General features: G+C 67.7%; 24 protein-coding genes. 10 read left to right on the top strand and 14 right to left on the bottom strand.

The genetic code is table 11. The features are described 5' to 3' along the window. Window positions 1-3 precede the first annotated feature (3 nt). From AC1RAA_RS09165 to AC1RAA_RS09150, 4 genes are all read right to left on the bottom strand, one after another. The gene (locus AC1RAA_RS09165) at window positions 4-378 is read right to left on the bottom strand and encodes a VOC family protein (RefSeq protein ID WP_492732447.1); all 375 of its coding nucleotides are present in this window, start codon (window positions 376-378) and stop codon (window positions 4-6) included. Window positions 379-533: 155 nt separating this feature from the next. After that, window positions 534-2,339: a PhoH family protein gene (locus tag AC1RAA_RS09160; RefSeq protein ID WP_492732445.1), complete on the bottom strand. Its 1,806-nt coding sequence runs from the start codon at window positions 2,337-2,339 to the stop codon at window positions 534-536. Window positions 2,340-2,556: 217 nt separating this feature from the next. Continuing rightward, window positions 2,557-3,033 carry a peroxiredoxin gene (locus AC1RAA_RS09155; protein WP_062472998.1) on the bottom strand — a complete coding sequence of 159 codons (477 nt, stop codon included), beginning with the start codon at window positions 3,031-3,033 and terminating at the stop codon, window positions 2,557-2,559. A gap of 144 nt (window positions 3,034-3,177) precedes the next feature. Further along, the gene (locus tag AC1RAA_RS09150) at window positions 3,178-3,561 is read right to left on the bottom strand and encodes an Mth938-like domain-containing protein (RefSeq protein WP_062472996.1); all 384 of its coding nucleotides are present in this window, start codon (window positions 3,559-3,561) and stop codon (window positions 3,178-3,180) included. A gap of 100 nt (window positions 3,562-3,661) precedes the next feature. Between AC1RAA_RS09150 and AC1RAA_RS09145 the strand changes: the two genes are divergently transcribed. From AC1RAA_RS09145 to AC1RAA_RS09115, 7 genes are read left to right on the top strand one after another with little or no spacing between them, the layout of a single operon-like run. Beyond that, window positions 3,662-4,894, top strand: a complete 1,233-nt coding sequence (locus AC1RAA_RS09145; RefSeq protein ID WP_492732443.1) for a pyridoxal phosphate-dependent aminotransferase — start codon at window positions 3,662-3,664, stop codon at window positions 4,892-4,894. Then, window positions 4,891-5,928, top strand: coding sequence for a DUF1176 domain-containing protein (locus tag AC1RAA_RS09140; RefSeq protein ID WP_492732441.1), 1,038 nt, complete (start codon window positions 4,891-4,893; stop codon window positions 5,926-5,928). Before AC1RAA_RS09145 ends, AC1RAA_RS09140 begins: the two co-directional genes overlap by 4 nt. Window positions 5,929-5,942: 14 nt before the next feature. Next, entirely contained in the window at window positions 5,943-7,265 is a 1,323-nt protein-coding gene (locus AC1RAA_RS09135) for a homoserine dehydrogenase (RefSeq protein ID WP_062472989.1), read from the top strand. Then, window positions 7,262-8,677, top strand: a complete 1,416-nt coding sequence (thrC, locus tag AC1RAA_RS09130) for a threonine synthase (protein ID WP_492732439.1) — start codon at window positions 7,262-7,264, stop codon at window positions 8,675-8,677. Before AC1RAA_RS09135 ends, thrC begins: the two co-directional genes overlap by 4 nt. Window positions 8,678-8,693: 16 nt before the next feature. Then, window positions 8,694-9,239, top strand: coding sequence for a molybdopterin-guanine dinucleotide biosynthesis protein B (gene mobB / locus AC1RAA_RS09125; protein ID WP_095744706.1), 546 nt, complete (start codon window positions 8,694-8,696; stop codon window positions 9,237-9,239). Beyond that, window positions 9,232-10,521: a molybdopterin molybdotransferase MoeA gene (locus AC1RAA_RS09120; protein ID WP_492732437.1), complete on the top strand. Its 1,290-nt coding sequence runs from the start codon at window positions 9,232-9,234 to the stop codon at window positions 10,519-10,521. Before mobB ends, AC1RAA_RS09120 begins: the two co-directional genes overlap by 8 nt. Before the next feature lie 7 nt (window positions 10,522-10,528). Then, window positions 10,529-10,780: a MoaD/ThiS family protein gene (locus tag AC1RAA_RS09115; protein WP_070059592.1), complete on the top strand. Its 252-nt coding sequence runs from the start codon at window positions 10,529-10,531 to the stop codon at window positions 10,778-10,780. Here the strand turns inward: AC1RAA_RS09115 and dapA are convergent. After that, the gene (gene dapA / locus AC1RAA_RS09110) at window positions 10,767-11,666 is read right to left on the bottom strand and encodes a 4-hydroxy-tetrahydrodipicolinate synthase (RefSeq protein ID WP_492732435.1); all 900 of its coding nucleotides are present in this window, start codon (window positions 11,664-11,666) and stop codon (window positions 10,767-10,769) included. The two genes, AC1RAA_RS09115 and dapA, sit on opposite strands and share 14 nt — an antisense overlap. Before the next feature lie 238 nt (window positions 11,667-11,904). Further along, the gene (locus AC1RAA_RS09105) at window positions 11,905-12,930 is read right to left on the bottom strand and encodes a hypothetical protein (RefSeq protein ID WP_492732434.1); all 1,026 of its coding nucleotides are present in this window, start codon (window positions 12,928-12,930) and stop codon (window positions 11,905-11,907) included. A 36-nt stretch (window positions 12,931-12,966) separates the two neighbouring features. Here AC1RAA_RS09105 and AC1RAA_RS09100 point away from each other — a divergent pair, with 36 nt between their 5' ends. Then, the gene (locus AC1RAA_RS09100; protein WP_447743081.1) at window positions 12,967-13,452 is read left to right on the top strand and encodes a molybdenum cofactor biosynthesis protein MoaE; all 486 of its coding nucleotides are present in this window, start codon (window positions 12,967-12,969) and stop codon (window positions 13,450-13,452) included. A 16-nt stretch (window positions 13,453-13,468) separates the two neighbouring features. Here AC1RAA_RS09100 and AC1RAA_RS09095 read toward each other — a convergent pair whose 3' ends face one another. Both AC1RAA_RS09095 and AC1RAA_RS09090 read right to left on the bottom strand, forming a co-directional pair. Continuing rightward, window positions 13,469-14,305: an acid phosphatase gene (locus tag AC1RAA_RS09095; protein ID WP_492732433.1), complete on the bottom strand. Its 837-nt coding sequence runs from the start codon at window positions 14,303-14,305 to the stop codon at window positions 13,469-13,471. 105 nt (window positions 14,306-14,410) lie between these two features. Further along, window positions 14,411-15,391 (bottom strand): Bug family tripartite tricarboxylate transporter substrate binding protein, encoded by a 981-nt coding sequence (locus tag AC1RAA_RS09090; RefSeq protein WP_307694197.1) that lies wholly within the window; start codon window positions 15,389-15,391, stop codon window positions 14,411-14,413. A 156-nt stretch (window positions 15,392-15,547) separates the two neighbouring features. On the opposite strand from AC1RAA_RS09090, the gene clpB reads away from it, so the two are divergent. Beyond that, window positions 15,548-18,169 (top strand): ATP-dependent chaperone ClpB, encoded by a 2,622-nt coding sequence (clpB, locus tag AC1RAA_RS09085; RefSeq protein WP_369632197.1) that lies wholly within the window; start codon window positions 15,548-15,550, stop codon window positions 18,167-18,169. Between the two features lie 9 nt (window positions 18,170-18,178). Further along, on the top strand, window positions 18,179-18,508 hold the full coding sequence (locus AC1RAA_RS09080) for a hypothetical protein (RefSeq protein WP_223301262.1): 330 nt from the start codon (window positions 18,179-18,181) through the stop codon (window positions 18,506-18,508). A gap of 16 nt (window positions 18,509-18,524) precedes the next feature. On the opposite strand, the gene AC1RAA_RS09075 is transcribed toward AC1RAA_RS09080, so the two are convergent. The 6 genes from AC1RAA_RS09075 to AC1RAA_RS09050 are packed head-to-tail and all read right to left on the bottom strand — an operon-like array spanning window position 18,525 to window position 25,147. After that, a complete protein-coding gene (locus AC1RAA_RS09075; protein ID WP_492732432.1) occupies window positions 18,525-20,348 on the bottom strand; it encodes an AMP-dependent synthetase/ligase in 1,824 nt (607 codons plus the stop codon). Continuing rightward, entirely contained in the window at window positions 20,345-21,178 is an 834-nt protein-coding gene (locus AC1RAA_RS09070) for an ABC transporter ATP-binding protein (RefSeq protein WP_095744716.1), read from the bottom strand. The genes AC1RAA_RS09075 and AC1RAA_RS09070 overlap by 4 nt, the downstream gene beginning before the upstream one ends. Window positions 21,179-21,186: 8 nt before the next feature. Beyond that, window positions 21,187-22,374 carry an ABC transporter substrate-binding protein gene (locus tag AC1RAA_RS09065; RefSeq protein WP_492732430.1) on the bottom strand — a complete coding sequence of 396 codons (1,188 nt, stop codon included), beginning with the start codon at window positions 22,372-22,374 and terminating at the stop codon, window positions 21,187-21,189. A 15-nt stretch (window positions 22,375-22,389) separates the two neighbouring features. Next, on the bottom strand, window positions 22,390-23,427 hold the full coding sequence (locus AC1RAA_RS09060; RefSeq protein WP_070059585.1) for a branched-chain amino acid ABC transporter permease: 1,038 nt from the start codon (window positions 23,425-23,427) through the stop codon (window positions 22,390-22,392). Window positions 23,428-23,429: 2 nt separating this feature from the next. Continuing rightward, a complete protein-coding gene (locus AC1RAA_RS09055) occupies window positions 23,430-24,308 on the bottom strand; it encodes a branched-chain amino acid ABC transporter permease (protein WP_062472963.1) in 879 nt (292 codons plus the stop codon). Continuing rightward, complete coding sequence (locus tag AC1RAA_RS09050) at window positions 24,308-25,147, bottom strand: ABC transporter ATP-binding protein (RefSeq protein WP_139140279.1); 840 nt, start codon at window positions 25,145-25,147, stop codon at window positions 24,308-24,310. Before AC1RAA_RS09050 ends, AC1RAA_RS09055 begins: the two co-directional genes overlap by 1 nt. Window positions 25,148-25,315 lie beyond the last annotated feature (168 nt).

Raw genomic sequence — 25,315 nt, 5'->3', positions numbered from 1 at the left:
GTCTCAGGCCGGGGCGTGCAGGCCGACTTCGTTGCCTTCGGTGTCGCGCAGGTGGGCGATGAAGCCCATGCCCGGCGGCAGCGCCGACTTGGGGGCCACGATCTGCCCGCCGGCCGCTTCGACGCGCGAGAGCACGGCATCGATGCTGGGCATGCAGTCGAGGTACACGTGGATGCCGCTGCCGGCCTGCGCACTGGTGTTGGCGCCGGGCTTCAGCGCGCCGCCGGTGGCGGGGTCGTCGTAGGGAAACACGGCCAGGGGATTGCCGCCGAAGTCTTCGCGGCGCAGCTTGCGCGCGAGCACGGTTTCGTAGAAGGCCTGGGCGCGGTCCAGGTTGGCGACCGGAATCTCGAACCAGGTGATGGCATGGGTGGTCATGAAGAGCTCTCTTTCGTTCGTTGCGTTGGAAGGAGCCTGGATGGTGCGAGCCGCCTCCTGACAACGTCTTGTCAGTAGCCTGTCATGGCGGGCGAAAAAAAGCCCGCGATGCTCCGGGAGCATGCGCGGGCTTGTGTCGGCCAGAGCCGATGAATCTAGAGCACGTCGCTTGCGAAGTCGGCCAGGCGCGAGCGTTCGCCGCGCGCCAGCGTGATGTGCCCGCCGTGCGGCCAGCCCTTGAACTTGTCGACCGCGAAGGTGAGGCCCGACGAGCCTTCGGTGAGGTAGGGCGTGTCGATCTGCGCGAGGTTGCCCATGCAGATGATCTTCGTGCCGGGGCCGGCGCGGGTGATCAGCGTTTTCATCTGCTTGGGCGTGAGGTTCTGTGCCTCGTCGATGATCACGTACTTGTTCAGGAAGGTGCGTCCGCGCATGAAGTTCATGCTCTTGACCTTGATGCGGCTGCGGATCAGCTCGTTGGTGGCCGCGCGGCCCCACTCGCCGGCACCGCCGCCGTCGCCCTTGGCCAGGAACTCGAGGTTGTCGTCCAGCGCGCCCATCCAGGGGCCCATCTTTTCTTCCTCGGTGCCGGGCAGGAAGCCGATGTCTTCACCGACGCTCACGGTGGCGCGGGTCATGATGATCTCGGTGTAGCGCCGGTCGTCGAGCACCTGCGTGAGGCCGGAGGCCAGCGCCATGAGCGTCTTGCCGGTGCCGGCGGTGCCGGTCAGCGTGACGAAGTCGATCTCGGGGTCCATCAGCAGGTTCATCGCGAAGTTCTGCTCGCGGTTGCGCGTGTTCACGCCCCACACCGCGTTCTTGCCCGAGCTGTAGTCCTTGAGCGTCTTGAGCACCGCGGTCTTGTCGCGGATCTCGGTGACGCGTGCGTACATGCTCGGCTCGCCGGGTGCCTCAAAGAAGACGAACTGGTTGATGTACAGGTTGGGCACCAGCGGGCCGCTGATCCGGTAGAAGGTGTTGCTGCCGCTCTGCCAGCTTTCGACGGTCTTGCTCTGGCGGGTCCAGAAATCGGGCGGCAGGGCGAGCGAGCCGGCGTAGAGCAGGTCGCCGTCTTCCAGCGTCTTGTCGTTCTGGTAGTCGTCGGCGGCCAGGCCCAGCGCGCGCGCCTTGACGCGCATGTTGATGTCCTTGGACACCAGCACCACTTCCTGCTTCGGCTTGCCCGGGCGGTCCTTGGCGTACTCGTCGCGCAGCGCGTGCACCACGCCCAGGATCTGGTTGTCGGCCTTGCCCTGGGGCAGGCTGATCGGCAGCGAGTAGTCGAGCGGGGCGGTCTGGAAGAAGAGGCGCCCGCCGGCTTCACGGTGGCCGGTGGTGTCCAGCTTCAGGCCCTTGTCGATGTCGGCGTCCTGCGCGGCGGCCAGCGCATCGAGCGTGCGGCTGGTCTGGCGGCCGTTGCGCGCGACTTCGGTCGTGCCCTTCTTGTGGCCGTCGAGCTCTTCCAGCACGATCATCGGCAGGAAGATGTCGTGTTCCTCGAAGCGGAACAGGCACATCGGGTCGTGCAGCAGCACGTTCGTGTCGAGCACGAACAGCTTGGCCGGACCGGTGGACTTGCGCTTGGGGCGTGCCGGGGTCTGCTGGGGCGCCGCGACGGGCGAGGCGGCTGCCGGGGCGGGCGTGGGCACGCGCGTCTCGACCTGCACCATCGCGGGTTGTTGTTGCTGCTGCGGTGCGCTCACCGGTGCCGACGTGGGTGCCGGGGCGGGTGCAGCCTTGGTCTTCGAGCGGCGTGCCGGGCGTGCGACAGGCGCTTCGCCGCCGCCTTCCGTGCCGAGGTTGTCGAACAGCTCCAGCGGCTGCGGTCCGCTCTTGGCGGGGGCGTCGTCGCGCGAATCGCCGGAACGGCGCGAGTTTCTGTGCGAGGGACGGGCGGGTGCGTCGATGGCATCCGGCGAGAGCAATGCGGCGCGTTTTGTGGGGGCGGGAGGCAATGGCATGGGTCAGGTCGCTCGCAAGGAAGAAAGAGGAGGGCCGGAAAACGAAAAAGCCGCCTGTAGACCCAGGCGGCTTCGTTCGGAGGATGCGGTCGTGGAGCTCAACGGCATGAGGCCATTATGCACACCGCAAAAGACGCACCAGAGGCTCTTTGCACACTGCGTGGGGCAATTCCCACGACTTGATGCAAAAGCGCACGCCCGGTGCCTTGCGGCGCGATCAGGCGGCCTTCTTGAGTGCCTTGACGGCCTTGAGGACGTCTTCGACATGGCCCGGAACCTTGAGCCCGCGCCATTCGGCCTTCAGGATGCCGTCGGCGCCGATCAGGAAGGTGCTGCGCTCGATGCCCTTGACCTTCTTGCCGTACATGATCTTGTTCTTGACCACGCCGAACATGTGGCACATTTTTTCTTCGGTGTCGGCGATGAGTTCGAAGGGGAGTTCGAGCTTGGCCTTGAATTCGTCGTGCGACTTCATGTTGTCGCGCGAGACGCCGAAGACCGTGGCACCGGCTTTTTCGAAGTCTTTGTAGTGGTCGCGGAACTGCATCGCTTCGGTCGTGCAACCCGGAGTGTTATCTTTCGGGTAAAAATACATGACCATGACGTGGCCGAGGTGCGAGGTGTTCGAAACCTTGATGCCGCCCGTGGCGTTGGCGTCGAATTCAGGAATGGGTTTGTTGACAACGATCGCCATGAAACTTGTTTTCTCCGTTAGATTCCGTTCTCCGAGCCCTCTCAGCCTTTTTCGGGCTTGCTCGATGAACGGAGGATTGGTCGTTGCTAACTTGGGGTAGCTGGCCGGTTCGCAACCCGGTATTTTACCTCGAAAACCCCTCTCTCAGCCACCCGCCGGGCTCTCGACGAGCAGGGCGGCGATGACGTGCCGGCCTTCGCCGGCCAAGATGTTGTAGGTGCGGCAGGCCGCAGGGGTGTCCATGGTCTCCACGCCGGTGCGTTGCGCCATCAGGGGCTGCAGCCATGCGGGCTGGGGAAATCGGATGCGGTTGCCGCTGCCGAAAATGACCAATTCGGCGCCCAACGACGCCAATTGCGCGAATTGTTCGGGGCCCAGCTGGTCAAAGCGCGTGCAATCCCAGGCAAAGCGTTCGCCACGCGAACCCACGACCACGCTGCCCTCCACCTTTTCGTTGTTGATCGCGACCCAGCCGGGGCCGTGTGCGGTGAGGGTCTGGACGTCGGATTTGTCGGGCTGGAGCTTCATCGGGGCACTGGGAACTGTGGTCAAATTATAGGTTTTCCCTAGTGACACGAGGCCCGCAGGGGCCTTTGACCTTCGAGTAAACCCGCCCGGGAGGGCCCCTTTGAAGCAGCTCAAGAAATCGGCCAAGCTGGCCAACGTCCTCTATGACATCCGCGGTCCCATCATGGACGCCGCCAAGCAGATGGAGGAAGAAGGCCAGAAGATCATCAAGCTCAACATCGGCAACCTGGCCGTGTTCGGCTTCGATGCGCCTGAGGAGATCCAGCAGGACATGATCCGCAACCTGCCGACCTCGGCGGGCTACTCGGACAGCAAGGGCGTTTTCGCGGCGCGCAAGGCCGTGATGCACGAGACCCAGAAGCAGGGCATCGCGGGCGTCACGCTCGACGACATCTACCTGGGCAACGGCGCCAGCGAGCTGATCGCCATGTCCACCAACGCGCTGCTCAACGACGGCGACGAGCTGCTCCTGCCGGCCCCCGACTACCCGCTGTGGACCGCCTCCACGAGTCTGTCGGGCGGCACGCCGGTGCACTACCTGTGCGACGAGGACAACGGCTGGATGCCGAACCTGGCCGACATCCGCGCCAAGATCACGCCGCGCACCAAGGGCATCGTGGTCATCAACCCGAACAACCCGACCGGTGCGCTGTATTCCGACGAGCTGCTCAAGAGCCTCGTCGAGATCGCCCGCGAGCACGGCCTCGTGATCTTCGCCGACGAGGTCTACGACAAGGTGCTGTACGACGGCGTCAAGCACACGGCCATCGCCAGCCTGTCGACCGACGTGCTCACGCTGACCTTCAATTCGCTCTCCAAGAGCTACCGCTCGTGCGGCTACCGCGCCGGCTGGCTCGTGGTGTCGGGCGACAAGCGCAGCGCGCGTGACTACATCGAGGGCCTGAACATGCTCTCGAACATGCGCCTGTGCGCCAACGTGCCGGGCCAATGGGCGATCCAGACGGCGCTCGGCGGCTACCAGAGCATCAACGACCTCGTGTGCGAAGGCGGGCGCCTGCGCCGCCAGCGCGACCTGGCCTACGAGCTGATCACCGCCATCCCGGGCGTGAGCTGCGTCAAGCCCAGCGCCGCGCTCTACATGTTTCCCAAGCTCGACCCCGCGGTCTATCCGATCGCGGACGACCGCCAGTTCTTCCTCGAGCTGCTGAAGGAAACCCGCGTGATGCTGGTGCAGGGCACCGGCTTCAACTGGGCCACGCCGGACCACTTCCGCATCGTGTTCCTGCCCCACGAAGACGACTTGCGCGAGGCCATCAACCGCATCGCCAGGTTCCTGGAGCAGTACCGGTTGCGTCGCAAGACGGGACCATGAAATCCGCCTGCGTCGCTGCCGCGCTGTTGCTGGGCGCACTGTCTGTCGGCGCGGCCGGGAAGAAAGAGCCGGTCTCGTTCTCGCACAACGACTGGGAGCTGGTCTGCGACAACACGCTGACCTGCCGCGCCGCCGGCTACCAGGCGGACGGCGGGGAGCACCAGCAGGTGTCGATGCTGATCACCCGCGCGGCCGGGCCGAACACGGCCCTGGACGTCCAGCTGCAGATCGGCGATGACGGCAGTGCCAAGGGGCCGCTGCGCTTCAAGGTCGGCAAGGCCGCCCTGTCCGGCCTCGACGCGGGAACCGCCAGCTTCGACCAGGGCCAGATCCGTGCCGTGCTGCCCGAACTGCTCAAGAGCGACGACGCCACCGTCACGGCCAACGGCGGCAAGAAGTGGACGCTGTCGCTCGCCGGCCTCAACGCCGTGCTGCTGAAAATGGACGAAGCACAAGGCCGCGTCGGCACCCCGGGTGCGCTGGTGCGCAAGGGCGCCAAGCCCGAATCTTCCGTGCTGCCGCCGGTGCCCATGCCCATCGTCCATGTGGTCAAGCCGCCGAGGGCGCGGCCTGGCGACGACGCGCTGGCCGCACGCGTCTTTCCGTCGCTCGACCTGAAAGACGCGCGCGAGCGGTGCAACAACCAGGACCAGGTCAACGCCAGGTCGGTGGAGGTTCACCGCCTGAACGACCGCAAGGTGCTGCTGGCGCTGGGCTGCGGCGTGGGCGCGTACAACTACACCACGCTGCTCTGGACCGCCAACGACAAGCCGCCCTATACACCCATGTCGCTCGAGGCAAGCGGCGAGTTCGACGACAAGGACGCCAGCGTCACCTCTTCCATGAAGGGCCGCGGCATCGGCGATTGCTGGTCGAGCGAAACCTGGCACTTCAACGGCACGACCTTCGTGCGCACCGGCGCGGCCGGCGACGGCATGTGCCGCGGTTTCGCGGGCGGCGCCTGGAGCCTGCCGCGCTATGTCAGCCGCCTCGTGGACGCCGCAGCACCGTCTCTCACCTCATCCAAACCATGAACGCGACCCCTCCCATGAAATCCATCCAAGTAGGCCTGCTCGGCGCAGGCACGGTCGGCAGCGGCACCTTCAAGGTGCTCCAGCGCAACCAGGAAGAAATCAAGCGCCGCGCAGGCCGCGGCATCGAGATCACCATGGTGGCCGACCTCGACACCGCCCGTGCCCGCGAAGTGGCCGGCGAAGGCGTGAAGGTGGTCGCCGATGCGCGCGAAGTCATCGCCAACCCCGACATCGACATCGTCATCGAGCTCATCGGCGGCTACGGCATCGCCAAGCAACTGGTGCTCGAGGCCATCGCGGCCGGCAAGCACGTGGTCACGGCCAACAAGGCGCTGCTCGCCGTGCACGGCACCGAGATCTTCGCGGCCGCGCACGCCAAGGGCGTGATGGTGGCCTTCGAGGCCGCGGTGGCCGGCGGCATCCCGATCATCAAGGCGCTGCGCGAAGGCCTCACGGCCAACAGCATCCAGTGGCTGGCCGGCATCATCAACGGCACGACCAACTTCATCCTGTCCGAGATGCGCGACAAGGGCCTGGACTTCGCCACCGTGCTGAAGGAGGCCCAGCGCCTGGGCTACGCCGAAGCCGACCCCACCTTCGACATCGAAGGCGTCGACGCCGCGCACAAGGTCACGCTGATGAGCGCCATCGCTTTCGGCATTCCGGTGCAGTTCGACAAGGCTCACGTCGAAGGCATCACCAAGCTTGCCGCGCAGGACATCAAGTACGCCGAGCAGCTCGGCTACCGCATCAAGTTGCTGGGCGTGACCAAGCGCACCGCCCAGGGCATCGAGCTGCGCGTGCACCCGTCGCTCGTGCCGTCCAAGCGCCTGCTGGCGAACGTCGAGGGCGCCATGAACGCCGTGGTCGTGCACGGCGACGCCGTGGGCACCACGCTGTACTACGGCAAGGGCGCCGGCAGCGAGCCGACCGCCAGCGCCGTGATCGCCGACCTCGTCGACATCACCCGCCTGCACACCGCCGACGCCGCACACCGCGTGCCGCACCTGGCGTTCCATCCCGACGCCATGAGCGACCTGAAGGTGCTGCCGATGGCCGAGGTCGTCACCAGCTACTACCTGCGCCTGCGCGTGGCCGACCAGGCCGGCGTGCTCGCCAAGGTGACGGGCCTGCTGGCCACCGCCGGCATCAGCATCGACGCCGTGCTGCAGCGCGAAGCCGACGAAGTGGGCGGCGAAGGCTCGACGCAGACCGACCTCATCATCCTCACGCACGACGCGCGCGAAGGCACCGTCAACGACGTCATGGCCGAACTGCAAGCGCTGCCGACCGTGCTCGAGCCCATCGTGCGCATCCGCAAGGAAGAGTTGAAGTGAACTACCTGAGCACCCGCGGTCACGCCGACCGCAAGCGCTTCTGCGAAATCCTCCTCGAAGGCCTGGCGCCCGATGGCGGCCTGTACCTGCCCGAGACGTACCCGCAGGTCGACACCGCCACGCTCGCCAAATGGCGCACGCTGCCCTACGCCGAGTTGGCCTTCGAAATCCTCTCGCTGTACATCGACGACATTCCCGCGGCCGACCTGAAGGCGATCTGCGCGAAGACCTACACGGCCGAGGTGTTCGGCACCGACGAGATCGTGCCGCTGCGCGAGCTCGAAGACGGCGTGTACCTCGAAGCCCTGTCCAACGGCCCCACGCTGGCCTTCAAGGACATGGCGATGCAGCTCTTGGGCAACCTGTTCGAGTACGAACTGGCCCGCCGCGGCGCCGAGCTCAACATCCTGGGCGCCACCAGCGGCGACACCGGCAGCGCGGCCGAGTACGCCATGCGCGGCAAGAAGGGCGTGCGCGTCTTCATGACCTCGCCAGACGGGCGCATGAGCCCGTTCCAGCAGGCGCAGATGTTCAGCCTGCAGGACGCCAACATCCACAACATCGCCATCACCGGCGTGTTCGACGACTGCCAGGACATCGTCAAGGCGGTGTCGAACGACCTGGGCTTCAAGCGCAAGTACCGCATCGGCACGGTCAACTCGATCAACTGGGCGCGCCTGCTGGCGCAGGTCGTCTACTACTTCGCGGGCTACTTCCAGGCCACCGCGAGCAACGACAAGCCCGTGAGCTTCACCGTGCCCTCGGGCAACTTCGGCAATGTCTGCGCGGGCCACGTGGCGCGCATGATGGGCCTGCCGATCCAGACGCTGGTGGTCGCCACCAACGAGAACGACGTGCTCGACGAGTTCTTCCGCACCGGCGTGTACCGCGTGCGCGCGGCGGTCGACACGCACGAAACCTCCAGCCCGTCGATGGACATCAGCAAGGCCAGCAACTTCGAGCGCTTCGTGTTCGACCTGGTCGGCCGCGATGCAGACCGCCTGCGCCAATTGTTCGTGGACGACCTGGGCCTGACGGGCAGCTTCGACCTGAGCGCCGACCCGGCCTTCAAGCAGGCCGCCGAGCGCTTCGGCTTTCGCAGCGGCCGCAGCACGCACGCCGACCGGCTCGCGATGATCCGTGACACCGAGAAGCGCTTCGCCACGCTGATCGACCCGCACACCGCCGACGGCCTCAAGGCCGCGCGCGAGCAGCTCACGCCCGGCGTGCCGATGGTGGTGCTCGAGACCGCGCTGCCGATCAAGTTCGCGGCCACGGTGGTCGAGGCGCTGGGCGAGGAGCCCGCGCGCCCGAAGAAGTTCGAAGGCATCGAAGCCTTGCCCAAGCGCGTGGTCCAGCTGCCGGCCGATGCCGAGGCCGTCAAGGCCTACATCGCCCAGCACTGCGACTGACCGGAGCGTCCGCGGCATGAAGGTTGTCGGCTTCGCCGGGTATTCCGGCGCAGGCAAGACCACGCTGGTGGAGCGCCTGATTCCCGTGCTCAAGCAGCGCGGGCTGCGCGTGTCGGTGGTCAAGCATGCGCACCACCGCTTCGACATCGACCACGTCGGCAAGGACACCTGGCGCCACCGGCAGGCCGGGGCCTTCGAGGTGGTCGTCGCGTCCGACCAGCGGCTGGCGCTGATGCGCGAATTCGAGGTGCCGGTCGAGCTCACGGTGCACCAGCTGCTCGCCGAGCTGCATCCGGCGGTCGACTGGGCACTGGTCGAGGGCTTCCGGCACAGCGACGTGCTCAAGATCGAGGTCTGGCGCCCGAGCGGCGACGGCGAGGCGCCGCGCCCCGCGCTCTACATCGACGACCCCTTTGTCACCGCCATCGCCACCGATGCGCCGGACGGCCTGCCCGAGGCCACGGCGCGCCCGGTGCTCGACCTCAACGACGCCGAGGCCATTGCCACGTGGTTGATCGACAGCGGCGAGCGCTTCGACTACAACCCCGGACACCATGGCTGATTCCTCTCCCGTTCCCTTCGCCGCCTCGTCCTCGCGCCCGCCGTTGATGCCGCTCGATGAAGCGATCGCGGTGCTGCTCGCCAAGGCCCGGCCGCTGCTGCCGGCCGAAAGCGTCGGCACCTTCGACGCCGACGGACGCGTGCTGGCGCAGGACCTCGTCTCGGGCCTCACCGTGCCGCCGCGCGACAACAGCGCGATGGACGGCTACGCCGTGCGCGCGGCCGATTGCGCCACGCCCGGCACCGAGCTGGCGGTGACGCAGCGCATTCCCGCCGGCACCGTCGGCACGCCGCTCGCGGCCGGCACGGCGGCGCGCATCTTCACGGGGGCGCAGATTCCCGAAGGCGCCGACGCGGTCGTCATGCAGGAAGACACGACCGCCACGCCGCAGGAAGGTGGCCTGGGTGCCGTGCGCATCGCCATCGAGCCCGTGGCCGGCCAGTGGGTGCGCCGCGCAGGCGAAGACGTGGCCTCGGGCGACGTGGTGCTCCAGCGCGGCGAACGCCTCACGCCCGCCGCGCTCGGCCTGGCCGCCAGCGTCGGCTTCGACAAGCTGCAGGTCGCGCGCAAGCCGCGCGTGGCCATGCTCTCCACCGGCGACGAGCTGGTGATGCCCGGCGAGGTCGCGCCCGACGCGATGAAGCCCGGCGCGATCTACAACTCGAACCGCTTCTTCATGCGCGCGCTGCTGCACCGCCTGGGCTGCGAAGTGAACGACCTGGGCATCGTGCCCGACAACCGCGAAGCCACCATCGCCGCGCTGCGCGAGGCGGCCGAGGCGAGCGACCTGATCATCACCACCGGCGGGGTCTCGGTCGGCGAAGAGGACCACATCCGCGCCGCGCTGCAGTCGCTGGGCGAGCTGCAGCTGTGGTCGCTGTCGATGAAGCCCGGCAAGCCCTTCGCCTACGGCTCCATCGCACGCAGGAACGGGCAGGGCGCCTGCCATGTCACGGGGCTGCCCGGCAATCCGGTGTCGAGCTTCCTGACCTTCCTGATGCTGGTGCGGCCCTTCCTGCTCGCGCTGCAGGGGGCCACGCGCGTGGCGCCCGCAGCCGTGCCGCTGCGCGCCGATTTCGACTGGCCACGCGCCGACAAGCGCCGCGAGTTCCTGCGCGTGCGGCGCAACGCGGCGGGCGGGCTCGACCTGTTCGCCAACCAGAGTTCGGGCGTGCTCACCTCGATGGTCTGGGGCGACGGCCTGGTCGACAACCCGGCGGGCCGGACCATCCAGTCCGGCGACACCGTGAACTTCATTCCTCTCGCATCGCTGCTCGGCTGAATCTCCCATGAAGGTCCGCATCCGTTATTTCGCCTCCGTGCGCGAGGCACTGTCCAGCAGCGGTGAAACCGTCGACACGGCCGCCGGCACGCTGGCCGCCCTGCGCGACGAACTCATCGCCCGCGGCGGCGCCTACGCCAGCGCGCTCGCACGCGGCAAGGCCGTGCGCATGGCGCTCGACCAGGCCATGAGCGACGAAGCCGCCGCCCTGCGCGACGACTGCGAAGTCGCGTTCTTTCCGCCCGTCACGGGCGGCTGAGCCGCGCGTCCAGCGCCACGAGGCGCTCGCGCAGGCCGTCCGACGCGCGCGTCATCGGCGAGCGCAGCTCGTCCCGCAGTTCACCCGCATGCGCCAGCAAGGCCTTCAGTGGGCCCGGGTTGGGTTCGGCGAACAGCATCTCCAGCAGCGGTTGCAGAGGTTGCCATTCGGCGCGCGCCTCGGCCAGCCGGTTCTCGGCCAGCAGGCGCACCAGCCGCACGAGGCGCTTCGTCTGCACATGGCCGCTGGCCGCGATGGCGCCCACGCCGCCTTCGGCCATGGTGGCGAAGATCTGGTGGTCTTCACCCGTGAGCACCTGCAGCCGGCCGTCGGCGATCACCGCGCGCGTCTTGGCCATGTCGCCGCCGCAGTCCTTGATGCCGCGGATGCGCGGGTGCTCGGCCAGCGTCAGCAGCGTTTCGCGCGCGATCGTCACGCCGGTGCGGTAGGGGATGTCATAGACCAGCACGGGCACCGTGCTGGCATCGGCGATGGCGTGGAACCACTCGAGCACGCCGGCCTGCGACGGGCGGATGTAGTGCGGCGCGGCCACCAGCAGGCCCGCCAGCGGGCGTTCCGAGAGCTTGCGCGCCCACGCCGTGGCCTTGCCCAGGTGGTAGCCCGACACGCCCATCACGACCGGCAGGCCACCCGCGGCGGTCAGCACGGTATCGAGCACGGCCAGCTGCTCGGCCTCGTCGAGCGCGGCGGCCTCGCCGGTGGAGCCGCAGGGCACGAAGCCGGTCACGCCGTCGTCGGCGAGCCGGCGCACGAGCGCGGCCAGCGCGGTGTGGTCGACCGCGCCGTCGCGGAACGGGGTGACGAGGGCGACCCACAGGCCCGAGAAATCGGTGGCGGTGTCGGCGGTTGGTTGTTGATGTGGCACGCAGGCTTCCTTTCAGGAATCGACCGATGGAAAGAACCACCGTCCGATGCGCGCGCAACCCAAGAGGGGCCAAAGCCTTGGCAGGTTCCGTCGCTCATCCGACGACGGAACCTCGGCTCCGGTCAGACGAGCTTTGGTTTTTTGGCTTTGTTGCCCTGGCGCGCGCGTGCCTGGCCTTCGAACGAAGGCGAGAGGCGGATGGACGTGCGGCGCGAAGGCATGGGCTGCATTGTCGCGCCTAGGCCGGCGGTGCGGTGGCGCTGCGTTGCAGGCTCACGACACGGCCGCCCTCGGCGGCGCGGGCATTGCCCAGGAGCTCGACCGTGACCTGGTTGCCCAGCTGCGCGTCGGTCTTGAGGTCGAGTGCGCCGAACAGCTGGCCGTCGACCCGGAACCAGCGCACCTCGGCCGTGTGCTTGCCCTGCGGCACCTGGGCCGTGAGGATTTCGGTGACCGGCCCGCTCACCGTGTGCAGGTGCGTGAACCGGCGTGCGCGCAGCAGCGGCGGCAGCACGCCGACCGCGAACACCAGCGCACAGATGGCGGCCGCGTACCCCGCCATGAACAGGCCGAAGCCCGGGCGAAAACCGTCGGCCCACGCCGTCCCGATCGCCAGGACCGCGCCGCCCGCCAGCACGACGCCCATGAAGCGGCGGTCCGAGCGCCCGGCGCGCCGACGGTCGCGCGAGGTGGCCGGCCGCTCGGTGCGCGTAGCCTGGCGCGCCATCGGATAACGCGTGCGCAGCAGCAGATGCACGGCGTTGTCGCGCGCCACGCATTCGATCTCGACGGGCGCCTGCGCCAAGTGCCGCACCGCCGTCAGCGGCCGGCCCGTGGCGTGGCTGCGAGGCGCGTCCAGGCCCAGCACCGGCACGACGTCGACATGGAACTGGCCGTCGACCGTGTAGCGCAGCGCGCCGCCGGGCAGGGCGGCCACGTGGTCCACGGTGCCGGCCACGGTGAACTTGCTGTTCTTCGCCAGGGCCTTGCGGGTGGCCTGGGCCAGGCGCCGGTCGATCCGCGCCCGATGGGTGAACAGCCACACGTCCAGCAGCAAGGTGACCAGTGCCGCCGCGTTCATCGCCAGGGCCAGGCCCGCCGGGGCGCCGGGCAGCCGCCCGATCACCACGAAGACGAGGGCGCAGCCCGCCAGCAGTACGGCGAGCACCGCCAGGCCGGCGGCCGGGGTGCGCGCGGCAAGGTCGACGCGCCGCAGCATCTCGACATCGTCGGGTGTCAGGGGCTGCGACGTGGGGGCCGGCATCGGCGCAGTGTAGGGCGGCAGTGCCACAATTTGGGCATGTCCTCGCTCCCTCGCGTTTCCATCCAGACGGCCGACTTCGACGCCGGTGCCGAGATCGCCGCCCTGCGCGCGGCCGACGCGCGCGTCGGCGCTGTCTGCAGCTTCATCGGCACGGTCAGAGACCGCAATGACGGCAGCACCATCGCCTCGATGGAGCTGGAGCACTACCCCGGCATGACCGAGAAGGCCATCGAGGCCATGATCGACGAGGCCCACAAGCGCTTCGACATCCTGGGTGCGCGCGTGATCCACCGCGTGGGGCTGCTGCAGCCGCTGGACCAGATCATGATGGTGGCGGTGGTGTCCGCCCACCGTGGCCAGAGCTTCCAGGCCTGCGAGTTCCTGATGGACTACCTGAAGACGCAGGCGCCGTTCTGGAAGAAGGAGCAGACGCCCGAAGGCGCCCGCTGGGTCGATGCCCGCGTGACCGACGACGAGGCGCTGGCGCGCTGGGGCATCGCTGCTTCGAATAGCGCCACCTGAGCGGGGCGTTCGAGACTTACGGTGCGATCAGCGCCGAGGTGGCGAGCGCCTTGGCTTCTGCACTGCAGTCCTGAGCGGGCACTGCGCCCGCCGTGCGTGCCTTCGCAATCTCCGACCGGGCGCCTGCCATCTGCGCCTGGAACACCGGGTTTGTGTGCAGCCTGGCCACGGTCGCCGCGCCGACCAGCCGACCGTTCTCGATGTCGCTCTGCCAGTGCACGCCGCAGATCGCGCGGCTTTGCGAGAAGGCCCGGCCGCGCTGCAGCAGCGCATCGGCGCGTTCGGGCGCGAGTTCCGTCAGCACCAAAGCCCAGGCCCAGCCCACGGCCGAATGGCCCGAGGGGTAGGAGCCGTCCTTGGCCAGCGAGGCTTCTTCGGCGGGCGTGCAGCTGCCGGTCTTGAACGCCACGAAGGGGCGCGTGCGGTTGTAGGTGTTCTTGGCCTTGTAGGTGGCCGTGCCGGCATCGGCCAGCGTGCGGCGCAGCAGCATGTTCAGGTTCGGCGTGGCCTGCTCGGAGATCGGCATGCCCAGCGCGCACGAGAACACCTCGGCGGCCTTCGGAAACTTGAGGTTGGCGTCCTGCACCGCCAGTGCGCCGCGCGGCGTGCCCTGCAGGGCCGTGAGCGCGCGGAAGGTGGCGCCGTCGGCCGCCAGCGCGGCCGAGCCCTCGGCCGGAGGCGCCGGCAGCAGGGCGAGGCTGTCGGGCAGTTCGGCGGCGGGCAGGTAGCCCTTGAGGTAGCCCGAACCCGGGCGCAATTCGCCGACTTCGGCAGGAGAAATGGGCGCGGTGCTGCCGCAGGCGCCGAGCAGCAGCGCGGCCGCCAGCGAGGCGGCGAGGGTCGTGAATCGCATGAGGGATGTGTCTCCGGCTTTGTTGTTGGAAGGTGAGGTCCCATCGTAGAGGGACCCCACCGGGCCGAAGATCACTCATGTGACGGCCGTCTCAGGCCGCGCAGCTCAGGGCTTGAAGCCGCTCGCCTGGATGATCTTTTCCCAGGTCTGCGTGTAGGTGCGCACGCGGCCCGCGAACTGGCCCTGGGGCTCGTAGCCGACCGTCAGGCCCATGGTGGTGAGCTTCTGCTTCACGTCGGGCATGGCCAGCACCTTCTGCAGCGCGTCGCCGTACCTGTCGATGACGGCTTGCGGCGTGCCCACCGGCGCGAAGATGCCGTAGTAGGGCAGGTCTTCCAGGTTCGCAAAGCCCAGCTCGGTGAAGGTCGGCACGTTCGGCAGCAGCGCCTGGCGCTTGGCGCCGATGGAGGCCACGATGCGCACCTTGCCCGCGCGGTGGTTCTCGATGAAGTCGGGCACCGAGGCGATGCCTGCGGTGATCTGGTTGCCCAGCATGTCGGCCGTCATGGGCGCGCTGCCGCGGTAGGGCGCGGGCTGCACGTCGATCTTGTACTTGTCCGAGATCATCTTCACCAGGAACTCGGGGATCGACGCCGGTGCCGGCACGCCGATGGTTTCCTTGCCGCCCTTTTGCGTGCGGATCCACTTCACGTATTCGTCGATGCTCTTGGCCGGCGTGCCGCCCGACACCGCCAGCACGTTGGCGAAGGTGGCAAAGCCGGCCACGGGCACGAAGTCGGTCGCAGGGTTGAAGCCCGGGTTCTTCACCACCTGCGGCAGGATCGAGATGGAGTGGTCATGCGACAGGAACAGCGTGTGGCCGTCGGCCGGCGCGGCCTTCAGCGCCTGCGCCGCAATCTGGCCGCCCGCGCCCGCGCGGTTCTCGACCACCACGGGCACGCCCAGCACGTCCTTGAGCTTTTCGCCCAGGGTGCGGGCAATGGCGTCGGTGCCCGCGCCGGCGGGAAAGCCCACCAGCAGGCGCACCGGCGTGCCGCTCTGGGCCTGCGCCAGGCCGGCCATGCCCATGGCCGCAGCCAAGAGACCCACGCTGAACGCGCGGCGCATCGGTTGGACGCGCTGCATTGAAAAAACCATGATCGACTCCATTCGAAGAAAGAGAGAAATGCCTACGGCAGGACGGTGCGGGGCCCGGTGCAATACCCGTGCCCAGGGTGCAAATCCGATTCGCAACCTTGAATCGTGCCCGAACAGCCCTATTTTGGATGCAGGAATACCACCATGCGACAAGACAAACTCACCACCAAATTTCAGGAAGCACTGAGCGACGCCCAGTCGCTCGCCCTTGGCAGCGACAACGCCTACATCGAACCGGCGCACCTGCTGGTCGCGATGCTGCGCCAGGACGACGGCCCGCGCGCCCTGCTGGAGCGTGCCGGCGTCAACGTGCCCGGGCTGCTGCAGGCCGCTGAAGGCGCCATCAAGAAACTGCCCCAGGTGCAGGGCCACGACATCGTGCAGGTCGGCCCCGAGCTGGGCAAGCTGCTGCAGGCGACCGAGAAGGAAGCCATCAAGCGCAATGACCAGTTCATTGCGGGCGAACTCTTTCTGCTCGCCGTGGCCGACAGCAAGGCCGACATCGGCAAGCTCGCCAAGGACAACGGCCTGAGCCGCAAGTCGCTCGAGGCCGCCATCGAGGCCGTGCGCGGCGGGCAGGGCGTGAACAGCGCCGACGCCGAAGGCCAGCGCGAAGCCCTCAAGAAATACTGCCTGGACCTCACCGAGCGCGCCCGCCTGGGCAAGCTCGACCCGGTCATCGGCCGCGACGAGGAAATCCGCCGCGCCATCCAGGTGCTGCAACGCCGCACCAAGAACAACCCCGTGCTCATCGGCGAACCCGGCGTGGGCAAGACCGCCATCGTCGAAGGCCTGGCCCAGCGCATCGTCGCGGGCGAGGTGCCCGAGTCGCTCAAGGGCAAAAGGGTGTTGTCGCTCGACATGGCCGCGCTGCTGGCCGGCGCCAAGTTCCGCGGTGAATTCGAAGAGCGCCTGAAGACCGTGCTCAACGAACTCGCGAAGGACGAAGGCCAGACCATCGTCTTCATCGACGAGCTGCACACCATGGTCGGCGCCGGCAAGGCCGAAGGCGCGATGGACGCGGGCAACATGCTCAAGCCCGCGCTCGCGCGCGGCGAGCTGCACTGCGTGGGCGCGACCACGCTCGACGAATACCGCAAGTACATCGAGAAGGACGCTGCACTGGAGCGCCGCTTCCAGAAGATCATCGTGGGCGAGCCCAGCGTCGAGGCCACCATCGCGATCCTGCGCGGCCTGCAGGAGAAGTACGAAGTGCACCACGGCGTGCAGATCACCGACCCGGCCATCGTGGCCGCGGCCGAGCTGTCTGATCGCTACATCACCGACCGCTTCCTGCCCGACAAGGCCATCGACCTGATCGACGAGGCCGCGGCCAAGATCAAGATCGAGATGGACTCCAAGCCCGAGGTCATGGACCGCCTCGACCGCCGCCTGATCCAGCTGCAGATCGAACGCGAAGCCGTGCGCCGCGAAAAGGACGAGGCCTCGCAGAAGCGCTTCGGCCTCATCGAGGACGAGATCACCAAGCTGCAAAAAGAGATCGCCGACTACGACGAGATCTGGCAGGCCGAGAAGGCCCAGGCCCAGGGCAGCGCGCACGTGCGCGAAGACATCGACAAGATCAAGTTCCAGATCGAAGAGTGGAAGCGCAAGGGCGACTTCAACAAGGTCGCCGAGCTGCAATACGGCCAGCTGCCGGCGCTCGAAAAGCGCCTGAAGGAAGCCGAGGAGAGCGAGGCGAGCAAGGGCAAGTCCAGCGCGCCCACGCTGCTGCGCACGCAGGTCGGTTCGGAAGAAATCGCCGAGGTCGTGGCGCGTGCCACCGGCATCCCGGTCGCCAAGCTGATGCAAGGCGAGCGCGACAAGCTGCTCGTCATGGAAGACAAGCTGCACGAACGCGTGGTCGGCCAGGACGAGGCCATCGGTGCGGTCGCGAACGCGATCCGCCGCTCGCGCTCGGGCCTGAGCGATCCGAACCGCCCCACGGGTTCGTTCCTGTTCCTCGGCCCCACGGGCGTGGGCAAGACCGAGTTGTGCAAGGCACTCGCGGGCTTCCTGTTCGACAGCGAAGACCACCTGATCCGCATCGACATGAGCGAGTTCATGGAGAAGCATTCGGTTGCTCGCCTCATCGGCGCGCCGCCGGGCTACGTGGGCTATGAAGAGGGCGGCTACCTCACGGAAGCCGTGCGCCGCAAGCCCTACAGCGTGGTGCTGCTCGACGAGGTCGAGAAGGCGCACCCCGACGTGTTCAACGTGCTGCTGCAGGTGCTCGATGATGGTCGCCTCACGGACGGCCAGGGCCGCACCGTGGACTTCAAGAACACCGTCATCGTGATGACCAGCAACATCGGTTCGCCGATCATCCAGTCGATGGTGGGCCAGCCGAGCGAAGAGATCAAAGAGGCGGTGTGGGACGAGCTGAAGAACTACTTCCGCCCCGAGTTCCTGAACCGCATCGACGAGACCGTCGTGTTCCACGCGCTCGACGCGAAGAACATCGAATCGATCGCCGCGATCCAGCTCAAGGTGCTGCAGGCGCGCCTGGCGAAGATGGACCTGGGTCTGCAGGTGTCGCCTGCGGCGCTGGCCGAGATCGCCAAGGTCGGCTTCGACCCGGTGTTCGGTGCCCGTCCGCTCAAGCGCGCCATCCAGCAGCGCATCGAGAACCCGCTCTCGAAGCTGTTGCTGGACGGCAGCTTCGGGCCGAAGGACACGATCGAGGTCGAAACCGACCCGATCCAGTCGCCGGGCCAGTTCTCGTTCCGCAAGGGCGGGGAACCAACGGCGGCTGCATCGGCCTAAAGTCGGATGATGAACTTCATTCTTCGCGTCATTCTTCTGCTTCTGGGGCTGGTCTTCGCGGCCAGCCTGGCCGTGGCGGCCCTGCTGCTGGCGGCGGTGTGGGGTGTGCGCTACGCCTGGGGGCGTCTCACGGGCAAGCCCGTGACGCCCTGGGTCATGCGTTTCAACCCGCGCTCGGGCTTCGACCGATTTCGCCATGCGGCACAACAGCCGGCCGAGCCGACGGCGGCCGATGTGGTCAGCGCCCGTGCGCGCGGCGAGTCGGTGCGCAGCCCGGTCGTGCTGGGCCCGGCCGACGATGTGACCGACGTGCGGGCCCGGCCCGTGCGCGGCGACTGATCCTTTTTCTTCCCGATCAGGCGCTGTACAGCGCCTCGATCTCGTTGGCGTAGGCCTTGTAGATGCTGGAGCGCCGCACCTTCATGGTCGCGGTGACTTCACCGTCGTCATGGTCCAACTCTTTGGTGAGCAGATGAAAACGTCTGATCTGCGACACCTGCGCCAGCTTCCCATTGCCGCGCGCCACTTCGGCCTCGATCAGCGCGCGCACCTTGGGTTCTTCCACCAGCGAGCGGAAATGCGTGAAGGGCAGGCGCTGCGCCTCGGCCCATTTGCCGACTGTCTCGTAGTCGATCTGCAGCAGCGCGCCGACGAACTTGCGGCCGTCCGCCACCACGATGCATTCCTTGATGAAGGGGCTGCCCTTCATGGTGTTCTCGATCTCCGAGGGCGTGAGGTTCTTGCCGCCGGCGGTGATCATGATGTCCTTCAGCCGGTCGACGATGCGCAGCTGCCCGCCGGCTTCCTCGCGCACCACGTCGCCCGTGTGCAGCCAGCCATCGCGGATCGATGAGGCCGTGGCCTCGGGGTTCTTGTAGTAGCCCTCGAACACCATGTCGCCACGCACCAGCAGCTCGCCGGCTGCGCCCACGCGGTGCTCGGTGCCCTGCGTGGGCGGCCCGACGGTGCCGATGGTCACGGCGTCGGCGCGGTGGCCCGAGACCATGCCGGTCGATTCGGTGAGCCCGTACACCTCGACCAGCGGCACGCCCAGCGTGCGAAAGAAGCGCACCACGTCCGCCGGAATCGGCGCCGCGCCCGTGAGCGCGATGCGCGCGCGGCGCAGGCCGATGAAGTTCTGCAGCGCGCGCAGCACGGTCCAGTAGGCGAGGGCGAAGCGGCCGCGCTCGGCCAGCGTCCAGGCGCTGCGCGGCTTCTCGGCCAGCGGCGCGCAGGCCTCGATGGCCTTGTGGAACAGCGCGCGCTGCAGCCGCCCGGTTTCCTGCATCTTGATGCTGATGCCCGCGTGCAGCTTTTCCCAGATGCGCGGCACGCCGAGGAACATGGTGGGCGCCACCTCGCGCAGGTCTTCCTGCACGGTGCGTATCGATTCACCGAAGTTGACCTGCGAGCCCAGGTACAGCGGCACGAAGGCCGTGAGCATCTGCTCGGCCACGTGGCACAGCGGCAGGTACGACAGGTGCGTGGTGCTGCCGTCGAGCCCGAGCCGATCGACGATGCCGGGCACGACGCCGCGGATGTTGCGGTACGAAATCATCGCGCCCTTGGGCTTGCCGGTGGAGCCCGAGGTGTAGATCATCAAACCGATGTCGGCCAGCGTCTGGCGCTGCAGCGCGGCGTCGATCAATGCGGTGCCGTCGCGTGCCAGCACCTCGGCGCCGGCCTGCTCGACCTCCGCAAAGGTCGCGATGCGCTCGCGCACCTCGGGCGGGTAGCTCGCGAGGCCCTTGGTCTCGATCACGACGATCTTGCGCAGGCTCGGCAGCTGGTCGAGGGCGTCGAGCACCTTGTCGGTCTGCTCCTGGTCCTCGCAGACGATCACCTCGATGTCCGCATGGCCGACCACGTAGGCGACCTCGTTGCTCGGGCTGGTGGGGTACACGCCCACGGTCACGGCGCCGATGAGCCCCGCGCCCATCTGCGCGAGCAGCCACTCGACGCGGTTCTCCGAGATCACGCCCAGGTGCCCGCCGGGCGCGAGGCCCATCGCGTGCAGGCCCAGGCCGAAGCGGCTGGCGCGCTGCAGGTAGCCAGCCCAGTCCAGCGGATGCCAGATGCCGAAATCCTTCTGCCGGATCGCGATGCGCTGCGGCTGCAGGCGTGCCTGCTCGCGCAGCATCTGCGGCAGCGTGAGCGAAGGGAGCGGGTTCGTCGTCATGACAGCCAGCGCTTGCGGCGCTTGTAGTGCTTCAGCTCGCGGAAGCTGCGCGATTCGCCGCTGCCGCCCACGCCCAGGTAGAACTCGCGCACGTCGGGGTCGGCCGCGAGGCGCTCGGCGCTGCCGTCGATCACGACCTTGCCGCTTTCCATGATGTAGCCCGTGTGGGCGATGGCCAGTGCCACGCTGGCGTTCTGCTCCACCAGCAGCATCGAGGTGCCGCGCTCGGCGTTGATGCGCGCGATGATCGTGAAGATGTCCTCGACCAGCTTGGGCGACAGGCCCAGCGAGGGCTCGTCGAGCAGGATCAGCTGGGGCTGCGCCACCAGCGCACGCCCGATGGCGAGCATCTGCTGCTCGCCACCCGAGAGGTAGCCCGCGAGGCCCTTGCGGCGTTCGTGCAGGCGAGGGAAGTAGGCATAGACGTCGTCGAAGTTGCGCGACGCGGGCGCGACGCCCGTGCGGCCCGTCAGCGCGTAGGTCGCGGCGACCAGGTTCTCTTCGACCGTGAGGTCTTCGAACACGCGCCGGCCTTCCATCACATGGCTCAGGCCGCGCCGCACCAGCTGCTGCGGCGCGAGCCGCTCGGTCGGTGCGCCATCGAACACGATGCGTCCGGCCTCGACCTCGCCGTCTTCCAGCGCGAGCAGGCCCGACACCGCCTTCAGCGTGGTCGACTTGCCCGCGCCGTTGCTGCCCAGCAGCGCCACGATCTGTCCGCGCGGCACGGCCAGCGACAGGCCGCGCAAGACCTGCACGACCTTGTTGTAGACCACCTCGATGTTGTTGACCTCGAGCACGAGGTCGGGCGGTGCCGCGCGCGCGTCCATCGTGTCGGTCAGTTCAGTGCGATCCAGTCCGACGCGGGCACCATCTTCTGCGCCTTCATGTCGGCCTTGTAGACGCGGCCCACGGGGATGGAGTTGCCCTTGATGGTGATCGGCGTGCCGATGATCCCGCCGGTGTCGAAGTCCTTGATGGTGTTGAGCGCGGCCTTCAGGTTCTTGCCATCGAGCGGCTTGCCGGCGTCGAGCGTGCGCTTGGCGGCCTCGGTGAACAGCATCGCCGTGAGGAAGCCCTGCGTGTAGGCCGTGCTCTGGTACTCGGGGCGCAGCGCGCGGATCTTGTCGAGCATCGGCGCCTTGGCCGAGGTGTCGTAGTAGTAGCGGTAGGGCATGACGCCCATGAAGCCGTCGCCGCCTTCGCCCATCTTCATGACGGTGGAGCTGTCCATGGTCCAGAAGGTGCCCATCCACTTGCTGGTCATGCCCATCTGCTTGCCCTGCTGCACGAACTCGGGAATGGGCGCCAGGATGTAGCCGTGGAAGATGGTGTAGTCGGGCGCGGCGCGGCGCAGCTTGATGACCTCGGTCGACACGTCGACGCTGCCCGCGGGCGTCATGAGCTTCACCGGCACGCTCAGGCCCAGCTTCTTGGCAGCGGCTTCGCTGGCCTCGATGGGGTCGCGGCCGAATTCGGAGTCGGAGTACACGAAGGCCACCTTCGCGCCCGGCTTTTCCTTGGCGATGTGGCGCAGCAGGATGCCGATCTGCTCGGTGTAGTCGGGGCCCACCAGGAACTGGTTCGGGTACTTGGCCGGGTCGTTGAGCTCGGTGGCAAACGAGGCGCCCGCCATCAGGATCTGGCCGCCGCGGTCCAGCTCGGGGTTGATGGTCTTGGAGAAGCCGGTGGAGTCGCCGTAGTAGAGGTTGACCTTGTTCTGGCTCGTGATCTTCTTGAAGGCCGCCACCGACACGTCGACCTTGTAGCCCGTGTCTTCCGGTACGTAGCGCAGCTTGCGGCCCTTGATGCCGCCCGCGTCGTTGACCATCTTCACGTAATCGGCAATGCCGGCGTTGATGCCCACGCCCGCGAAGGCGAACACGCCGGTCATCGGGATCGAGCCGCCGATGACGATGTCTTCGTTGGCTTGCGCGTGCGCGGCGAAGGGCACGGTGGCGGCCAGGCCGGCTGCGAGCAGCAGGGCGCGGCGCTGGTGAGAAGGCTTCTTCGTTGTCTTGGGCATGTGTGTCTCCTGGTTCTAGTTACGAAACGGCCATAGATGGAAAAAGCGGCGCAGGCGCCGCCACACTTCTGCGAGCCCGTGCGGCTCGAACACCAGAAATCCGACGATCAGCAGGCCGAAGACGACGGTGCGCACCGGCGAGAGGAACACGGTCATCTCGACGCCGCCCGGCAGCAGGTCGACCACCAGCTTGAGCAGCTCGGGCACCATGGTCATGAACACGGCGCCGAAGATGCCGCCCAGGATGGTGCCCATGCCGCCGACGATGATGGCGGCCAGGAAGAAGATCGACATCAGGAGCGGAAAGCTCTCGGGCGTGACCACGCGGAAGAAGTAGGCCCACAGGCCACCCGCCACGCCCGCGTAGAACGACGACAGCCCGAACGACAGCAGCTTGTAGCGCAAGAGCGGAATGCCCAGCACCTCGGCCGAGATGTCGCGATCGCGGATGGCGATGAAGGCGCGCCCCACGCGCGTGCGAAACAGGTTGGCCGCGCCGAGCACCATGAGCACCATCACCGGAACAATCACCCAGTACAGGCGAAAGGACGTGTCCAGCGGCAGGCCGAAGAGCTGCGCGGGCGGCAGCGAGATGCCCGTGGTGCCGCCCGTGAGCTTGAGGTTGGCGAACAGGAAGTGCGTGATGAACGACGCGGCGATGGTCGCGATGGCCAGGTACAGGCCCTTCACGCGCAGCGACGGAATGCCGACGACCAGCCCGCCGAGCATCGCGACCACGCCGCCCGCAAGGATGTTGAGCAAGAAGGGCGTGCCCAGCCGCGTCTGCATGATCGCGACGGTGTAGGCGCCCAGCCCCATGAACGCGGCCTGCCCGAGGCTCACGAGGCCCGTGTAGCCCGTGAGGATGTTCAGCCCCGTGGCGCTCGCGACGTTGATGGCGACAAGGCACGCGAGGTACAGCCAGTAGTCGCTGGCCATGAAGGGGAACAGCACGAGCAGCGCCGCGCCGATCGCGAGCCACACCTTCTGCGTGCGCGAATCGAACAGCGCCGCGTCGGCGATGTAGCTTTGCTTGAGGGTGCCGATGCGCATGGCTAGAGCCTCTCGATCTCGTGCGTGCCGAAGAGCCCGTACGGCCGCACCATGAGCACGAACACCAGCACGATGAAGGTGGCGAGCAGCTTGTACTCGCCGCCGAGGTAGGAGCCTGCGAGCGCCTCGATCAGTCCGATGAGCACGCCGCCCACGAGCGCGCCCAGCACGCTGTCGAGCCCGCCGACGATCACCACCACCAGCACCGACAACCCGAACACACCCATCGACGACGAGATGCCGCCGATGGCGCCCACGATGATGCCGGCCACCGCCGCGATCATGGCCGAGGCGACCCAGGCCAGCGAGAACACGCGCGGCACGTGGATGCCCATCGAGTACGCCGCCGCCTGGTCGGAAGCGGTGGCCCGCAGCGCCACGCCGCCGCGCCAGAAGCGGAACAGCAGCAGCACGAGCCCGATCAGCACCACCGCGATCAGCGCGCCATAAGCGATCTTGGGCGCCAGGAAGGCCTCGCCGATCATCACGGGGGTGTTGGGCAGGAACTCGGGCAGGCGGCGCTGGTCGGCGGTCCAGATGATCTCGACCAACCCGACGAGGATCGACGCCAGCCCCACCGTCACCATGAACACCGAGATCGGCGGCTCGCCCAGCAGCGGGCGGATCATGGTGCGCTCGATCACCGCGCCCAGCAGGCCGGTGCCGATCACCGAGCCCAGCACCGCCATCCAGATCGGCAGCGAGAAGCTCGCGGCGAAGGTGAAGAACAGGTAGGCGCCGACCATCAGCATCTCGCCGATGGCGATGTTGACCACGCGCGTCGCCTTGTAGACCAGCACGAAGGCCAGCGCCGCCAGCGCATACAGGCCGCCGCCGGCGATGCCGGTGAGCGCGATCTCGAAGAGGTAGGCCCAATCCATCAGGCGGCTCCCACGGCAGCTTCGCCGCGCAGCCGACGACGCAGCTCGCCCACGTCGCCCGCGCCGAGGTAGGCGCGGATCACTTCCGGGTCGGCCTGCACCTGCGCCGGCGTGCCTTGCGCGATGACCTGGCCGAAGTTGAGCACCACCACGTGGTCCGACAGGTCCATCACCATGCCCATGTCGTGCTCCACCATCAGCACCGTGATGCCCCATTCGCGCCGCACGTCGAGGATGAAGCGCGCCATGTCTTCGGTCTCTTCGCGGTTCATGCCAGCCACGGGTTCGTCGAGCATCAGCACCTTGGGCTGCATGGCCAGCGCACGCGCCATTTCCACTCGCTTCTGCAGGCCGTAGGGCAGGGCGGCGACGGAGGCGTGGCGGATGTGGTCGATCTCGAGGAAATCGATGATGCGTTCTTCCACGTCGCGGCGCAGCTCGGCCTCTTCGCGGCGCGCGCGGCCCAGGTAGAAGAGGGCGTCGAACACGTTGGTCTTCAGGTGGGTGTGGCGGCCGAGCTTGATGTTGTCGAGCACGGTCATGCCGCGGAACAGCGCGATGTTCTGGAAGCTGCGCGCCAGGCCGAGCGCCGCGCGCTTGGGGGCGGGCAGGCGGGTGATGTCGGCGCCCTCGAACAGCACGCGGCCCTGCGAGGGCTTGTAGAAGCCCGAGATGGTGTTGAACAGCGAGGTCTTGCCCGCGCCGTTGGGCCCGATCACCGCGGTGATGGAGCCGGGCGCGACGCTGAAGCCGACGTTGGTGAGCGCCTTCACGCCGCCGAATGCCAGCGTCAACGCCTCGGCCTGCAGCACCGGGGCCGTGGCGGAAGGTGCGGACATGGAGGTATCCCGTCGAGTCTCGTCAGGCATGGCTAAGGGGCGCGCCGCAAGGTCAGGGTTTGTGTCCAGCAGCGAAATGCTACTGGCCCGTAAAATTCCTACTGGCCGGTAATGTCCGTGTTCGCCGCAGTTCGCGGCATCGGGACTTTCCCCGCCCGCACAAACCCC

Source organism: Variovorax sp. GW823-FHT04F07 (assembly GCF_058795995.1).
The sequence above is the reverse complement of the archived record's forward strand: the minus strand, read 5'-3'. Positions and strand labels throughout refer to the sequence as shown.

What these genes read in the sequence shown, in the direction of transcription:
- AC1RAA_RS09100 (WP_447743081.1), top strand. Translation starts at nt 12,967, where the DNA reads ATGTCCTCGCTCCCTCGCGTTTCCATCCAGACGGCCGACTTCGACGCC.
- AC1RAA_RS09070 (WP_095744716.1), bottom strand. Translation starts at nt 21,178, where the DNA reads ATGGACGCGCGCGCGGCACCGCCCGACCTCGTGCTCGAGGTCAACAAC.
- mobB (WP_095744706.1), top strand. Translation starts at nt 8,694, where the DNA reads ATGAAGGTTGTCGGCTTCGCCGGGTATTCCGGCGCAGGCAAGACCACG.
- AC1RAA_RS09120 (WP_492732437.1), top strand. Translation starts at nt 9,232, where the DNA reads ATGGCTGATTCCTCTCCCGTTCCCTTCGCCGCCTCGTCCTCGCGCCCG.
- AC1RAA_RS09135 (WP_062472989.1), top strand. Translation starts at nt 5,943, where the DNA reads ATGAAATCCATCCAAGTAGGCCTGCTCGGCGCAGGCACGGTCGGCAGC.
- AC1RAA_RS09060 (WP_070059585.1), bottom strand. Translation starts at nt 23,427, where the DNA reads ATGCGCATCGGCACCCTCAAGCAAAGCTACATCGCCGACGCGGCGCTG.
- AC1RAA_RS09155 (WP_062472998.1), bottom strand. Translation starts at nt 3,033, where the DNA reads ATGGCGATCGTTGTCAACAAACCCATTCCTGAATTCGACGCCAACGCC.
- clpB (WP_369632197.1), top strand. Translation starts at nt 15,548, where the DNA reads ATGCGACAAGACAAACTCACCACCAAATTTCAGGAAGCACTGAGCGAC.
- AC1RAA_RS09165 (WP_492732447.1), bottom strand. Translation starts at nt 378, where the DNA reads ATGACCACCCATGCCATCACCTGGTTCGAGATTCCGGTCGCCAACCTG.
- AC1RAA_RS09105 (WP_492732434.1), bottom strand. Translation starts at nt 12,930, where the DNA reads ATGCCGGCCCCCACGTCGCAGCCCCTGACACCCGACGATGTCGAGATG.
- AC1RAA_RS09050 (WP_139140279.1), bottom strand. Translation starts at nt 25,147, where the DNA reads ATGTCCGCACCTTCCGCCACGGCCCCGGTGCTGCAGGCCGAGGCGTTG.
- AC1RAA_RS09065 (WP_492732430.1), bottom strand. Translation starts at nt 22,374, where the DNA reads ATGCCCAAGACAACGAAGAAGCCTTCTCACCAGCGCCGCGCCCTGCTG.
- AC1RAA_RS09080 (WP_223301262.1), top strand. Translation starts at nt 18,179, where the DNA reads ATGAACTTCATTCTTCGCGTCATTCTTCTGCTTCTGGGGCTGGTCTTC.
- AC1RAA_RS09140 (WP_492732441.1), top strand. Translation starts at nt 4,891, where the DNA reads ATGAAATCCGCCTGCGTCGCTGCCGCGCTGTTGCTGGGCGCACTGTCT.
- AC1RAA_RS09150 (WP_062472996.1), bottom strand. Translation starts at nt 3,561, where the DNA reads ATGAAGCTCCAGCCCGACAAATCCGACGTCCAGACCCTCACCGCACAC.
- AC1RAA_RS09160 (WP_492732445.1), bottom strand. Translation starts at nt 2,339, where the DNA reads ATGCCATTGCCTCCCGCCCCCACAAAACGCGCCGCATTGCTCTCGCCG.
- AC1RAA_RS09055 (WP_062472963.1), bottom strand. Translation starts at nt 24,308, where the DNA reads ATGGATTGGGCCTACCTCTTCGAGATCGCGCTCACCGGCATCGCCGGC.
- AC1RAA_RS09115 (WP_070059592.1), top strand. Translation starts at nt 10,529, where the DNA reads ATGAAGGTCCGCATCCGTTATTTCGCCTCCGTGCGCGAGGCACTGTCC.
- AC1RAA_RS09095 (WP_492732433.1), bottom strand. Translation starts at nt 14,305, where the DNA reads ATGCGATTCACGACCCTCGCCGCCTCGCTGGCGGCCGCGCTGCTGCTC.
- AC1RAA_RS09075 (WP_492732432.1), bottom strand. Translation starts at nt 20,348, where the DNA reads ATGACGACGAACCCGCTCCCTTCGCTCACGCTGCCGCAGATGCTGCGC.
- AC1RAA_RS09090 (WP_307694197.1), bottom strand. Translation starts at nt 15,391, where the DNA reads ATGCAGCGCGTCCAACCGATGCGCCGCGCGTTCAGCGTGGGTCTCTTG.